Annotated in this window: 15 protein-coding genes; 11 read left to right on the top strand and 4 right to left on the bottom strand. The window is 56.4% G+C overall.

Annotation, left to right across the window (positions count from 1 at the left end; translation table 11 throughout):
- A partial coding sequence (locus JI62_RS12480; protein WP_141101327.1) for a PhoX family protein occupies positions 1–774 on the top strand: 774 nt, incomplete at its 5' end.
- Between the two features lie 88 nt (positions 775–862).
- Here JI62_RS12480 and JI62_RS12475 read toward each other — a convergent pair.
- Positions 863–1,198, bottom strand: coding sequence for a hypothetical protein (locus JI62_RS12475; RefSeq protein WP_088700476.1), 336 nt, complete (start codon positions 1,196–1,198; stop codon positions 863–865).
- Positions 1,199–1,382: 184 nt separating this feature from the next.
- On the opposite strand from JI62_RS12475, the gene JI62_RS12470 reads away from it, so the two are divergent.
- From JI62_RS12470 to JI62_RS12460, 3 genes are all read left to right on the top strand, one after another.
- Positions 1,383–2,276, top strand: a complete 894-nt coding sequence (locus JI62_RS12470) for a LysR substrate-binding domain-containing protein (RefSeq protein ID WP_088700475.1) — start codon at positions 1,383–1,385, stop codon at positions 2,274–2,276.
- Positions 2,277–2,301: 25 nt separating this feature from the next.
- The gene (locus tag JI62_RS12465) at positions 2,302–2,550 is read left to right on the top strand and encodes an NAD(P)-dependent oxidoreductase (RefSeq protein ID WP_240513231.1); all 249 of its coding nucleotides are present in this window, start codon (positions 2,302–2,304) and stop codon (positions 2,548–2,550) included.
- A gap of 145 nt (positions 2,551–2,695) precedes the next feature.
- Entirely contained in the window at positions 2,696–3,565 is an 870-nt protein-coding gene (locus JI62_RS12460) for a GNAT family N-acetyltransferase (RefSeq protein ID WP_088700474.1), read from the top strand.
- Positions 3,566–3,729: 164 nt separating this feature from the next.
- Here the strand turns inward: JI62_RS12460 and JI62_RS12455 are convergent, their stop codons facing one another.
- Positions 3,730–4,575 carry an alpha/beta fold hydrolase gene (locus JI62_RS12455; protein WP_088700473.1) on the bottom strand — a complete coding sequence of 282 codons (846 nt, stop codon included), beginning with the start codon at positions 4,573–4,575 and terminating at the stop codon, positions 3,730–3,732.
- A gap of 465 nt (positions 4,576–5,040) precedes the next feature.
- Positions 5,041–5,679: an NAD(P)-dependent oxidoreductase gene (locus JI62_RS12450; protein WP_088700472.1), complete on the bottom strand. Its 639-nt coding sequence runs from the start codon at positions 5,677–5,679 to the stop codon at positions 5,041–5,043.
- Positions 5,680–5,789: 110 nt separating this feature from the next.
- Between JI62_RS12450 and JI62_RS12445 the strand changes: the two genes are divergently transcribed.
- The gene (locus tag JI62_RS12445; RefSeq protein WP_088700471.1) at positions 5,790–6,683 is read left to right on the top strand and encodes a LysR family transcriptional regulator; all 894 of its coding nucleotides are present in this window, start codon (positions 5,790–5,792) and stop codon (positions 6,681–6,683) included.
- Positions 6,684–6,690: 7 nt separating this feature from the next.
- On the opposite strand, the gene JI62_RS12440 is transcribed toward JI62_RS12445, so the two are convergent.
- Entirely contained in the window at positions 6,691–7,740 is a 1,050-nt protein-coding gene (locus JI62_RS12440; protein ID WP_088700470.1) for a LacI family DNA-binding transcriptional regulator, read from the bottom strand.
- A 190-nt stretch (positions 7,741–7,930) separates the two neighbouring features.
- Here JI62_RS12440 and ltnD point away from each other — a divergent pair, with 190 nt between their 5' ends.
- The 6 genes from ltnD to JI62_RS12410 all read left to right on the top strand — a co-directional run bounded on the left by ltnD (position 7,931) and on the right by JI62_RS12410 (position 13,804).
- A complete protein-coding gene (gene ltnD / locus JI62_RS12435) occupies positions 7,931–8,863 on the top strand; it encodes an L-threonate dehydrogenase (protein ID WP_088700469.1) in 933 nt (310 codons plus the stop codon).
- Positions 8,864–8,867: 4 nt separating this feature from the next.
- Positions 8,868–10,166, top strand: coding sequence for a 3-oxo-tetronate kinase (otnK, locus tag JI62_RS12430; RefSeq protein ID WP_088700468.1), 1,299 nt, complete (start codon positions 8,868–8,870; stop codon positions 10,164–10,166).
- Positions 10,163–10,822, top strand: a complete 660-nt coding sequence (gene otnC / locus JI62_RS12425) for a 3-oxo-tetronate 4-phosphate decarboxylase (protein ID WP_088700467.1) — start codon at positions 10,163–10,165, stop codon at positions 10,820–10,822. The genes otnK and otnC overlap by 4 nt, the downstream gene beginning before the upstream one ends.
- A gap of 43 nt (positions 10,823–10,865) precedes the next feature.
- A complete protein-coding gene (otnI, locus tag JI62_RS12420; protein ID WP_088700466.1) occupies positions 10,866–11,663 on the top strand; it encodes a 2-oxo-tetronate isomerase in 798 nt (265 codons plus the stop codon).
- Between the two features lie 49 nt (positions 11,664–11,712).
- Complete coding sequence (denD, locus tag JI62_RS12415; RefSeq protein ID WP_088700465.1) at positions 11,713–12,675, top strand: D-erythronate dehydrogenase; 963 nt, start codon at positions 11,713–11,715, stop codon at positions 12,673–12,675.
- A gap of 109 nt (positions 12,676–12,784) precedes the next feature.
- On the top strand, positions 12,785–13,804 hold the full coding sequence (locus JI62_RS12410; RefSeq protein ID WP_088700464.1) for a TRAP transporter substrate-binding protein: 1,020 nt from the start codon (positions 12,785–12,787) through the stop codon (positions 13,802–13,804).
- The last annotated feature ends 49 nt before the right edge of the window (positions 13,805–13,853 follow it).

Raw genomic sequence — 13,853 nt, 5'->3', positions numbered from 1 at the left:
ATCATCATCAACACCTGTGATGCAGCAGATTTGTTGGGTGCCACGCCAATGGATCGCCCTGAGTGGGCTTCCGTCGATCCGGCATCCGGTGAGGTGTATCTCACCTTAACCAATAACACACAGCGTACCGCTGAAGAGACAGCCCCAACTTACACTAATAACGGTGAGCACCTGGAACAAGCAGGTGTTGGTTACGATTTAGCGCCCACCAATGCCGCCAACCCACGCGCCAATAACGAAGCGGGGCATATTATTCGCTGGCGGGAAAGCCGGCTGCCCAATGCCTTTACTTGGGAAGTGTTTGTGTTTGGTGCTGCCGTTGACGATGCTGATAACCTTTCGGGCTTGACCGAAATGAACCAGTTCGCCAGCCCGGATGGCCTTTGGTTTGACGAGCGCGATGATGGGCAGGGCATTCTTTGGATTCAAACCGATAACGGCTATGAAGGCATCACGGAGTACACCAACGACCAGTTGCTTGCAGTAGTCCCCAATGGGCTGGACGAGATCCAGGGAACCGGCCCGGTGGTCAACAGCAGCAACCAGCAGCAGCTTAAGCGCTTTGCGGTGGGGCCGAACGGCTGTGAAGTGACGGGTATCTTTGCCACCCCGGATAAAACCGCGCTGTTCATTAATATTCAGCACCCAGGTAACTGGCCAGCGGATGATAACGCACTGGTACAAGACGCCACCGTTGCTGCAAGCGGCCAAGTCCGCCCGCGGGCATCGACTGTGGTCATTCAGAAGCGTGACGGTGGGCCGGTAGGCGTTTAAAAGCCAGGCTTTAGCACCAGTCTTAAATACGCAGTAGCAAGCCTATACAAGCGTCGAACCTCTCCCAGGTTCGACGCTTTTTTTGATGCTAGCTTTGCGGTACATGGCATGTTTTCTGCCGAGCCTTTAATGCCTGAATCGCATCGACTTTTAATGGCAGTTGGTTGGCCCAGAGAATATCTTCGCGGCAATGGCCAATATCCCTCAGTACCTGATCGTCGTAAGCCAGTAGCGGCAAGATATGGCGTCGAAATAGCCGCCGACGCCGGTAGCGCCACCAGCGCATATCGAGCGCTCTAATCAGCCCCATTGGAGGCATGGCAGGCATGTAAAACTGCAATTGTGGTGGCTTGGGCGGCGGCGCCAATTGGTTGGCTTTTTCCCAAGCGTTATGGGCATGTTGGGTAGGATTTTCACACTTCATCGCGCACCTCCATTTCCACGCCTGCGGTTGGCTAAACGGCGCCTGAGCACCCTTTCAGCAGGTGTGTTTTGTGATTAATAAGTGGAGGGTCGCGACCTCTGGTTATCAGCTTGATACTTTGCCTTGGATCAATCAAACGAAAAGATCTACACTGAGTGTTAAGTTTTTCTGAAAGGTGGGTGTGATGAATCAACTCTCTAACATAGCGCCCAGCCGGGCCGCCTTGCCGCTACTGGATAGCGAGGTGCTGCGCACCTTTGTGACGATTGCTGAGAGCGGCAGCTTTACCCGCGCCGCCCAGCAGCTGTTCCGCACCCCTTCCGCCCTGAGCATGCAGATCAAACGCCTGGAAGAGATCCTCGGCCAGACGCTGTTTGTACGCGAGGCACGTCACGTACGCCTGACGGCCGAGGGGGAAGTGCTGCTGGGCTATGGCCGTCGGCTGCTTAAACTCAACGCGGAAGCCGTGACCCAGTTTTTAGCCCCTACCATAGAGGGGCGCGTGGGACTGGGGATAACCGACGACGTGGTGGGGCGTATCCTGCCCACTGTATTGGCTCAATTTGCCCGCTCGCACCCGGCGGTGCAGGTCGATGTTGAGGTGGGGCGCAGCAAAGACCTGCTCGCCAGGTTGGACGAGGGCGAGCTTGATCTGGCGCTGGTGATGGCCGGAGGGCCTGGTCAGGCAGCGCGGGGAGAGATCGTCCACAGCGAATCGCTGGTGTGGGCGGGGCGTGAGGATGGCGTTGCCGTGCAGCGAACGCCCCTGCCGGTAACCCTGGCCCAGCAGGGGTGCGCGTGGCGACGAATTACCCTCAATGCCCTTGATCAGGCGGGGATTGCTTACCGCATTGCTTACTCCTGCGACCACTGTGCCGGGCAGGAGGCCGCCATGCTGGCCGATTTGGCCGTGACGGCATTTCCAAAAAGCTTGGTTCGCCCGCCGCTCAAACGTCTGCACAATGAATCGTTGCCCCCGCTAGGCGATTACCAGGTGGCGCTGGTGAAGCGTCCAGGCAGTGGCGATGCCAGCGAGGTATTGGCCGAACGGGTGATCGAAGCATTTCGGGAGGGATGAGTATTACATTGACCATGGTGGGCACTTGGTTGAACACGACCTGACGCAAGCCCTCGATGACGGGCGTTTGAGTGCGGCGGTATTGGATATGTTGAGCGAAGAGCCGCCCGCCGATAATCATCCTTTTTGGCAAGACGAACGTATTTTGCTAACACCCCATGTAGCCGCGATGACACAACCCGATAGCGCTTTTCCTGTACTGCTGGACAACCTGCGTCGCTATCAACGCGGAGAACCAATGATTGGTCGTGTTGAGCCCCAGTGTGGCTACTAGTGTCGCTAGCACTTAACACTGACTTTTCCGCTCGCTCGCCCTGTGTATTGCCCTAAGCAATCTTTTACGGCGTGGCATCGCGCCTCTCTTGAGTGTCAAAGTAGCGGCAAACCAATCTATACCAGCTCAAGGAATATATAGTGTGATGACTGACTCCCCTTCGGCAGCTGCTTCAGCTAGTGCTCCCGCACGTTTTGAGCGTGAGGACTTAACGTGGCGATCAATGACCGTTAACGATCTTGGGGCGGCGCATAGCCTGTCCCATAAACTCGGCTGGCCGCACCGAATCGATGATTGGCGCCAGATGCTTGATGTGGGTGAGGGCGTCGCGCTGGAAAGCGTCGACGGTGAACTGGTGGGCACTGGGCTCTGCTTCAATCAAGGGGCTGTGGCTACCTTGGGGCTGGTGGTTATTAACGACGATTGGCAGGGCCTCGGGCTGGGGCGGGAGATGATGGTGCGGCTGATGGCGCTGGCGGGCCCACGGACGCTGCTATTAGTGGCCACTAAAGCGGGCCAGCCCTTGTACCAAAAACTGGGCTTCGAACCGTGTAATCGCGTCTGCCAATACCAAGGGGGGGGCACCCTTGCACCGCCTGTACCGCTGCTGCCGGGTTTACGTGCGATGCAGGCAAGCGATCAGGCGGCACTGCTCGCACTTTCACCCGACAGCCTGGCTCATGCGGTGGCCGTTCAATCGGCTAATAGAGGGGTGGTGATTGAAAATGCGGGCGCCATTGAAGGGTTTGCGCTGAAGCGTACGTATGGGCGCGGCGAGCATATTGGTCCCATTCTGGCACGCAGTGCCGAACAGGCGCAGGCACTGGTGTTGGCGCTGCTGACGGATGCTGAGGGTGATTTTATACGCATTGATTTAGTTGATCCCTACGACGATAGCTGGCTGACGGCTTTAGGGCTCAACTGCGTCGATCAAATCACCCGCATGCGCTGTGGCGAGGCCGTCGAGGAGGGGCCGTTAACGCGCTTTGGCTTGCTTACCCAGGCGCTGGGCTAACGGTGGAGGCCGCTTATCTCGCCGCTTATCCTGGTATCACCCAGTTATTGAAGAGCGATGTGACGCCCTCGGGCTTTTAAGATGCCGCCTCGCTAAGCGGCTATTGCGCATAGCGAGGCGTTGCCGTTTTTTCGAAGAGCAGTGACAGCCAGCCCCGTCTTGGATTAGGCAACCTCCCTTTCAACCTCGCCAGGAATCAAGAAGCCGCGTAGGATTTTCTCCATTCTCTGGCGTGCGTCAGCATGCTCAAGGTCAAGAAAATGTCCTGCGTTGGGCACGACTTCGAACTTGCATTTCGGCATATAGTCGTCGGCAATCAGAATGTCTTCCGGCGTTGTGTACTCATCCAATTTGCCATTCACGAACAGTGTCGGTATTCCAATATTACCCAGTAGCTGTTCATAGTCGGTGTCGTTCATGGAGAGTATTTGCTCGATATGAAAGCAGACCTGCTGAAGCTCTTGATCATCTAACCGTGAGAGATGCCGATAGTTGATATATTTTAATAAGCGGGGTAAGTATTTTCCTACTTCTTCATTAAGCAGGTTAGCTGCGGTTTTGACATCACCAATTTGAATGTAATGGCGAGCACCATTGATATAGCGCAGCATGCCGTCGTTAAGCTGAGTGGAAAATGAGGCTAGCACTGCTCTTTTAATCGATGAGGGGGATTGTGCCAATGCCATCATGGCGGCATAGCCTCCCCAAGAGACTGAAAGTAACGAAGTGGGTTGGTAACGTTCAATTAGGGCGAGGAGAATATTGACTTCATCCTCCTTGGTAATGATGCCACTCACAGGGTTATGCGCTTTCGACTGGCCAGCAAACGGCAAATCAAAAAGGATAACGTTTAATCCGTCACTCAAGTATTTGACACAGTTGGTAAAGGAGGCGGTGGTGGCTAGCGCGCCGTTGACCATAATAATACTTTCAGTATTTTGTGGCTGTTGATAGATCTCTACATGCACGCAATGGTTGCCTATCTTAATGAGGTCGGTATTGGCTTTCATGATATTTTCCTTGCAGTAATTGAGTCAGTTAATGCGAGTGTTATTAATGTGAGCTCTATGCGCGTGCATGTCTGAGTAATTGATTCTGAACCTAATAAATTCATTAGCTGTCACAAGTGTGCAAGTTTTTTTAGTATTTCTTTATTTGCGTCTACCTGATTGTTGAGGGTATAGGTTGCTATGTATGTAGGATATTGCTGACAGCATTTGTAAGAGATTCGCTATACGAATGTAAGAAATATCTTATAAGTAAGTTTTCAATGCGCGGCTGTTAAGTAATGTGTAGTCGGGTAGTGTTTGGATTAATTCGCGTAGTTAAATATGGCTGATGAATATTACGGGGAATTAAAGATAGGGCCAGCAGAAGGGGAGAGAGTAAATAGGAGAAGAGGGAGAAAGAGGGAAGAAGGGTGAGGAGAGAAGCAACCCCTCACCTAGCCCGAGTGAGGGGGGATAGCGACTTGATCAATACGCGACGCAGAAGCGTTGATTGGTATGACGTGGATTCTCCAATTCATCGATCATGGCGACAGCATAATCCTGCACGGAAATACGGCTGTTGCCTTCGCTATCGGTCAGTAGCGTATCGCCGCCAAGCCGGAAGCTACCCGTACGCTCGCCGGGGAAAATCTCGGCGGCGGGGGAGAGAAACGTCCACGCTTGAGCCGTTTGCCCGCGCAGTATCTCAAGGGCTGTTTTCGCCCCTTCCGCGGTGGCCCGGTACTCTGCTGGGAACCCAGGTGCCTCTAGCAAAAGATTGCCAGGCGCTACCTCGAGTGTGGCAGCGCCACCCACTAACAACAATCTAGGCACAGACGCGTGTCGAGTGGCAGCCAAAATCGAATGAAAGCCTTTGAGATAGTAGTCGTAAACGTTCTCCTGAGCGTGGCCGCTAAAGGCGCTGATCACTGCTTCAAAACCGCGTAGTTGCTCGCTAAGTAGATCGGTATTTAACACATCGCTTTTAACGGTAGTGATATTTTCCTGTAGTGCCACCCGTTCAGGGCGGGTTACTAACGCCGTGACGTGGTGGCCGCGGGAGAGTGCTTCGGTTAATAGGGCTGAACCGATAAATCCGCTGGCGCCAATCAGTGCTATTTTCATCGCAGAACTCCTTCAGTGGGTAGTCGCTGCATTGTCGGACGCTTTATTGATTTGAAAAATAGCGATTAACGCAATTTACTGTTGTTGATTTCATAACAATAGGGCGCTATATGACCACCGCCAGCGAGTTCGATTTAAATGCTTTACCGATCTTTATCGCCCTCGTGGAAGCCGGTAGCTTTACCCAGGCGGCGGAGCGGCTAGGCTGCACGAAAACACGGGTAAGCCTGCAAATTCGCCAGTTGGAGACGCGACTGGGGGTAACGCTGTTCCTGCGTACCACGCGGCGGGTTCAGCTTACCCAGGCCGGAGAGGCGCTCTATCATCAATGCCATCCGCTGTTGATAGATCTACAGGGGGCGCTGGCTAGTGCCGTGAGTGATACCCAACAGTTGCACGGCGAGTTGCGTATCACGGCCCCCGAAGATTACGCCGCCGGGGCGTTGAGTGAAGCGGTGGTGGCGTTTAGCCGTTTGCATCCGGCGCTGCATATAGAGTTACGTAGCGGCGACCAGGTAAGCGATATGGTGCAGGAGGGGATCGATTTGGCGTTTCGTCTAGGCTGGCTAAAAGACTCCACGCTACGCGCCCGTCGAATAGGCACTTTTCAACAGCAGGTGGTGGCTGCGCCTGATTACCTGAAGCGCCACGGTACGCCTGCGCATCCCAAGTCGCTGGAAGAGCATGCGTGGATCGCCTTTACACCGTTAAGGGCGCCATTAACCTGGACTTTTCAACGACGGGATGAGCGGTGTGAGGTGCAAATGAGCGCGGGGTTGGCAGCCAACTCAACGGTGAGTTTAGTCGCGCTGATGGCTGCGGGCGGTGGTTTCTCCGTATTGCCGGATATTACCGCGGCACCTGAGATAGCCGCCGGGCGTCTAGTGCGCGTGCTTGACGAGTGGGCACTGCCTGAAGGCGGCGTTTATGCGGTATATCCGCCAGGGCGGCACGTGACCGCCAAAGCACGCGCATTTATGACCTTTTTTGACGCCTGGTTATAAGACAGCACTAAGTACTCCCACCGGTTTGGAGCGTAAAGCCCACATCGTGCTGGCGGCGGTAGACGTTTTTGCCGCTTAGCCGCCGAATAAGTTCTTTGGCGGCTAGGCGGCCCATTTCTTCTCTGGGCGAAAGTATGGTCGTGAGCTGAGGGGTTACGTGTTGACCAAGGGGCAGGCCGTTAAACCCGGCGATGGCAATATCCCCTGGCACGTTTAGCCCTTGACGTTGAGCAGCCAGCAGGGCACCTGCCGCCAGGTCGTCGTTGGCAAAGTGAATGGCTTGGGTATGAGGGTATTGCGCGAGCACCTGGGCCAGCCCTTCAGCGCCCGCTTGCAGGCTGCCCAGGGTGTCTAGTTCCAGTAGTGGGGCGTCGATCCCTTTCTCCTTTAGCACCGCTTTATGACCATCAAAACGCATGCTGGCGCGATAATCCTGCGACAGCCGTGCGCCCACATAAACAATATGGCGGTAGCCTTTGTCGATTAGATGGCCGGCCATACAGCGGCCTGCCGCCACGTGATCCAGCCCCACGTTAAGATCCATGCCTTTGCCCAGCTCCATCACCTCCATAATGGGGTGATCCCAGTTCGCCAGCAGCGTATGACACGCCTTGTTATGGCGTAGCCCAGCGGTGACCAGGGCCGAGCACGACCAGCCCAGAAAAGTGCGCACCAACTGATACTCGCGGTCTAGATCGTAGTCGGTGTTACCCAGCAGTATCTGGTAGCCCTCGGCTCCCAGCGTCTCCTGCAGCCCCTTGATGACTTCCACAAACACGCTATTGATCAGTGACGGCACAATCACCGCAATCAGCCGCGAGCGGGAAGAGGCCAGACTACCGGCTACCAAGTTGGGTACGTAGCCCAGTTTCTCTACGGCTTGTAGAACACTCAGGCGTGCGCTATCGCTGACCTTATCAGGGGAGTTCAGTGCTCGCGATGCGGTAATCGGTGATACCCCTGCTGCTTGCGCCACTTGGCTGAGCGTGACCTGATCGGAGCTTCGGCGCTGCCTGGCAGGGCTGGGAGAGGCAGCGTTGGGAGAGTCTTTAGACATTGGTCGCACGTCCCTGATTTTCAGCTTGTCGTAACGGCAACAATAATCTAAAAAGAATGGTAGCGCTATCATGACAGCGCTACCATTTTCCTGGTAGCGATGAGCGAAGGAAAAGCAAAGCAAGAGAAAAGCACCGCGTCGATAGCAAGACACACAACAGCAATATACAACAACCGCGAGGTGTCGGCTGGTGAGTCAACACGATAAGCAATCACTTCAAGTAGGACTTATTGGCCTGGGCGCAATGGGTATGGGTACGGCCACCGCTTTGCTCAAGCAGGGCTTTAATGTGACCGGGTGCGATATTTCCGCAGGGGCACGCGATGCCTTTGCGGCAGCAGGGGGGCAAAGCGTAGCCACTCCTGCTGAGCTTGCTCACTGCCATATCGTGTTGGTGGTTGTCGTTAACGGGGTGCAGGTTGAGCAAGTGCTGTTCGGTGAGCAGGGGGTGGTAAGCCACTTGGCCCGGGGCAGTCTGATCATACAGTGCGCCACGGTGGCGCCCAGTCAGGCCAAACAGCTTGGTGAACGAGTGGTGGCAGAGGGCTTGATGCTGCTGGATGCGCCGATTAGCGGCGGTGCTGCTAAAGCCAAAAGTGGTGAACTATCGGTAATGGCATCCGGGGCAACGGAGGCATTTACCTATGCCGAAGCAGTACTAAACGCCATGGCTGCCAAGGTTTATCGCCTTGGCGATGCGCCTGGCGTTGGCTCAAGTATGAAACTGGTCAATCAACTGCTGGCAGGTGTGCATATCGCCACCGCCGCTGAAGCCATGGCGTTGGGCATTCGTATGGGGCTCGACCCAGAGGTTATTTATGACGTCATTACCCACTCGGCGGGCAACTCCTGGATGTTCGAAAACCGCGTGCCGCATATCCTGAGTGGTGACTACACGCCGCTTTCGGCGGTGGATATCTTCGTCAAAGATCTCAACATCGTGCATCAAACCGGCCGCGAGCTGGCGCTGGCAACGCCCGTTGCTTCAAGCGCTCTGCAGCAGTTTACCGCTGCCAGCGGTGCAGGTTTTGGTCGCGAAGATGATTCGGCGGTGATCAAGGTTTATCAAAGGCTCTCCGACATCGCGCTGCCAGAAGCTGCCAACGACGCTCAAGGAGCCTAATAAAATGGGGATGGGAGCGAACATCGTACTGGGCGCCATTGCCGATGACTTCACTGGCGCGACCGACCTTGCCAATAACCTGGTGCGCGGCGGTATGCGCTGCCTACAGGTGATTGGCGTGCCCCAGCAAGAGATCGACCTCACTGATATCGATGCGGTGGTCGTGGCGTTGAAATCGCGCTCCTGCCCGGTGGACGAAGCCGTGGCGGACTCACTCGCTGCCCTTGAGTGGCTTCGCCAGCAGGGCGCCCGGCAGTTGTTCTTCAAGTACTGCTCCACCTTTGACTCCACTGATAAAGGCAATATCGGCCCGGTAGCGGATGCGCTGCTGGAAGCCCTGGATGCGCGTCAAACGGTGATGGTGCCCGCCTTCCCGATTAACGGTCGCACCGTCTACCAGGGCCATCTGTTTGTGGGCGACCGCTTGCTCAACGACAGCGGTATGCAGCACCACCCACTGACCCCCATGCAGGACGCGGATCTTGTGCGAGTACTCGCACGCCAAACGCCGCACCCGGTGGGCTTAGTCAACCGCACGGTGTTGGCTCAAGGCGCCGGTGCGACCCGTACTCACTTAACGATGCTGGCAGATCAGGGTGTTCGCCATGTGATCTGTGATTCCTTGGACGAACAGGATCTGGACATCCTGGCTGAAGCTATCGTTGCGATGCCTTTAGTTACCGGCGGTTCTGGTTTGGGGCAGGCGCTGCCCGCTCAGTACCGTGCCCAGGGCTGGCTAGACATGATCAGTGAGCCGGGGCGCTTATCGCCTGCCACGGGCGGTGCGCTGGTGCTCTCTGGCAGCTGTTCCCGTGCCACGCTGGCACAAGTAGCGGACTTTCTAGCCAAGCACCCTGATGGTGGCTTTGCCCTGGATCCCTTGGCGTTGGCTGAAGGAGGGCAACAGCAGGAGCAGGCGCTGGCCTTTGCCCGCAAGCGCTTATCTCAAGAGGTGCCGGTACTGCTCTATGCTTCGGCTGATACTGAGAAGGTTAACGCTGCCCAGCAAGCCCTTGGCGTTGCGCATGCGGGTGCGTTAGTGGAAGAGGCGCTGAGCCAGTTGGCTGTCAAGCTTGTAGATGAAGGCGTTGGCCGGTTGCTGGTCGCCGGGGGCGAAACGTCAGGTGCAGTAGTCTCGGCGTTGGGCATTAACACTCTGCACATCGGTGAGCAGATCGACCCTGGCGTGCCCTGGACGCAAACCCTAATGGTGGGTCGCGAAGCGCCGCTGTCGCTGGCGCTAAAGTCCGGCAACTTTGGTGGCGTTGACTTCTTTACCCGGGCATTTGAGGTGCTGATATGAGCATCTACTTACATCGCCATCCCCAGAACAGTTTGCGGGAACAGATCAGCACTATGGGGAAATCGTTGTTTGACCGCGGCCTGACCATGGGCTCCAGCGGCAATATCAGCGTGCGGCTAGACGATGGCGGCTGGCTGATGACACCGACTAACGCCTGCTTGGGGCGACTAGACCCGGCGCGTATCTCCCATCTGGATAACAGCGGCCAACTGCTGAGTGGCGATAAGCCTACCAAAGAGCAGTTTCTGCATATGGCGATGTATGAAGAGCGCCCGCAGTCCGGTGCAATTGTGCATCTGCACTCCACTCACTCGGTGGCGGTCTCTTGCCTGCCCGAAGTGAATCCCTGCGACTGCATACCACCACTCACTGCCTACTACGTGATGCGGGTGGGCAAGCTACCGTTGGTGCCGTATCACATTCCTGGCGACCCCAAGCTGGGCGATGCCGTGCGGGGGTTAGCGGGCAAGCATAGTGCGGTATTGCTGGCCAACCACGGCCCAGTGGTGGCGGGGAAAAACCTCGAGGCAGCGATCTACGCCACCGAAGAACTGGAAGAGACCGCCAAGCTTTACCTGTTACTGCGGGGCGAGAACCCAAGAGGATTAACACCTGAGCAGGTGGCGGAGCTGGAAGCGCGCTTTCCACGGGATTAACGACGCACTTAACAATGGCGTACTTAACAAAAAGAGCACCACGATGATTCGATTAGCCGCCAACCTCAGCATGCTGTTTAACGAGCACGCCTTTATGGATCGCTTTGCCGCCGCTGCGAAGGCGGGCTTTAAAGGCGTTGAATACCTGTTCCCGTTCGCCTATGGCGCCGATGAGTTAAGAGATGCGCTGAATAAAAACCAACTGGAGCAAGTGCTGTTTAATCTGCCGCCAGGCGATTGGGATGCAGGTGAGCGAGGCTTGGCGAGCTTGCCGGGCCGAGAAGGGGAGTTTCGTGACTCGGTGGTTGAAGGGTTACGTTACGCCGAGGCGCTCAACTGCCCTCGGGTGCATGCCATGGCGGGACTGCTCCCGGGAGGTGCCGATGTCGCGACCCAGGCTGAACACCACGCCACCTATATCCGCAATCTGCGCTTTGCTGCGAGTGAAGCGGCCAAGGTTAGTCGGGACATACTGATCGAGCCGATTAATACGCGCGATATGCCCGGCTTTTTTCTCTCTCGCCAGGCGCAGGCCATGGCGGTATTGGAAGAGGTTGGGGCAGAAAATCTAAAGCTACAATTTGATCTCTACCACTGCCAAATAATGGACGGCGACCTGATTCGCCACCTTGAACGCCAGTTCACCGCCATTGGGCATATTCAAGTCGCAGGCGTGCCCGGGCGCCATGAGCCTGACGCGGGGGAGGTGCACTACCCCGCCATCTTTGAGCGCTTAAGCGCGCTGGGCTATAGCGGCTGGGTCGGATGTGAGTACCGCCCCCAGGCCAACACTCGCGCGGGACTGGGGTGGGGCGAGGCGTGGGGCCTAACAACCCACTGATGTGCCCCAACTGAATGAACAATAACAACACCACCACAGGATCCTCACGATGCATATTGCCATTACCGGTGCAGCCGGGTTTCTCGGCCAGCGTTTAGTCAAGCAATTGCTTGAGCGTGGTGAGCTTCGCCAGCAATCGATTACGCGCTTAACGCTCCTTGACCAAGTGGAAGCGCCGCAGCCCGCCGCGGGAAGCGTCGACGTTAAATCAATGGCGCTAGATATTACCGCGCCAGGCGCGCTGGATGGCGTGCTGGCGCAACGGCCCGACGTTATTTATCACTTAGCCGCGGTCGTCAGCTCCGCAGCAGAGGCCGATTTAGAACTCGGCATGCGGGTTAACTTTGATGCCACGCGAGCGCTGCTGGAAGGCTGCCGGGAACAGGGGCTGGCCGATACCCGCTTGATTATGGCCAGCTCCGTGGCGGCCTACGGCGGCGAGTTGCCGGAGGTGCTGGATGATATGACGGCACTCCATCCGCAAAACTCCTACGGCGCCCAGAAAGCCATGTGCGAAATGCTCATCAATGATTACAGCCGTCGTGGGCTCATCGATGGTTTAGTGCTGCGCCTACCGACGATTGTGATTCGCCCCGGCCGCCCTAATGCCGCGGCCTCCAGCTTTGCTTCCAGCATTCTGCGTGAGCCGCTCAAAGGCGAAGAGGCGGTTTGCCCGGTGCCTACCGAGCTGCCGATGTTTGTGATGTCACCGGGCAGAGTGGTGGCGGCGCTGATCCATGGTGCGGAAGTACCAAGCGAAGCCCTGGCCCCTTTCCGTGCCTTTATGCTGCCAGGTATTACCGTCACGGTGGCCGATATGCTGGCAGCGCTGCGTGATGTGGCCGGCGAGCAAGCGCTTGCGCTGGTACGCCATGAGCCCGACCCACGCATTGAAGCCATTGTGGCGAGCTGGCCGGCGCGTTTTGACACCGCGAAAGCCAAACAGCTGGGTTTTGTTGGCGATGACAACTTTAAACAGATTATTGATGCATTCGTTACTGAACCGTCGTGAGTTTCGGTCTGCCGCATGGCATGCGGCAGGCAACAGCCTGGGGCGACGTTAGCAATAGCGTTTGTCGCTCCACACTCCACCCTCACAACAACATAAAGAGGGCAATTCAATGACTAAGCAACACTCTACAACGACACCCACAATTACTCGCCATGCCCTGGTAGCGGCGATTAGCGGTATTGCTACCGTCGGTATTGCACTACAAGCCCATGCGGCGACGGAAGTGAACCTGGGCCACACCCTTTCTGACAGCTCTCACTACTCAGTGGGTGCAGACGCCTTCAAGGAGGCCCTGGAGCGTTTGTCTGATGGCGAGTTTACGGTGACCGAGCACACCTCGGGGTCGCTAGGCGGCGAGCGGGAGATGATCGAAGGATTGCAAATCGGCACCGTCGATGTGGTGATTACCTCCACCGGCCCGCTAGGTAACTTCGTTCCCGAAACCTATGTGCTCGACCTGCCGTTCCTGTTTGAAAACTACGACCAGGCGCGCTGTGTGCTAGATAGTGAGCTTGGCGACGAGCTACTGGAAAAAATGGCTGATCACGATTTGGTCGGCCTGGCTTGGACAGAAAATGGCTTCCGTCATCTGACCAATAGCCAGCGAGAAATTGCAACGCCCGCCGATGCCGAAGGGTTGAGGGTACGCACCATGGAGAATGCGGTGCATCAGGAAGCATTCCGCCAAATGGGCGCCCGGCCAACGCCGATGGCCTTCCCGGAACTATTCACCGCACTTCAGCAGGGTACCGTCGATGGGCAGGAGAACCCGATTACTGTCATCGTCGCCACCAACTTCTGGGAAGTGCAGGACTACCTCTCGCTAACCGGACACGTCTACTCGCCAGCTATCGTACTGGGCTCGCCAATTCTGCTGGATGGGTTGAGTGACGAAGAGCGTGGCTGGTTTAGGGAAGCCGCTGTCGCATCTGCTGAAGCAACCCGTGAAGAAGTCTCGCGGCTAGAGCGTGAAGGTGTGGCGCTGCTGGAAGAGAACGGTATGACGGTAAAGACCGACATTGATGTTGCTCCTTTCCAGGAAGCGGTTCAGCCCGCCTATGAGATATTTACCTCTGAGTACGGCACCGAAATGCTGGAGCGCATTCAGGACAAAGCCAGCAGTTGCTGAGCGCTTCTTCCTCCCCGGCCTTCGGCGTTGCTGGAGGCCGCTTTGGCAT

Source organism: Halomonas campaniensis (assembly GCF_002211105.1).
Classification (GTDB): Bacteria; Pseudomonadota; Gammaproteobacteria; order Pseudomonadales; family Halomonadaceae; genus Vreelandella; species Vreelandella campaniensis_A.
This window is presented reverse-complemented; position numbering and strand designations above follow the sequence as displayed.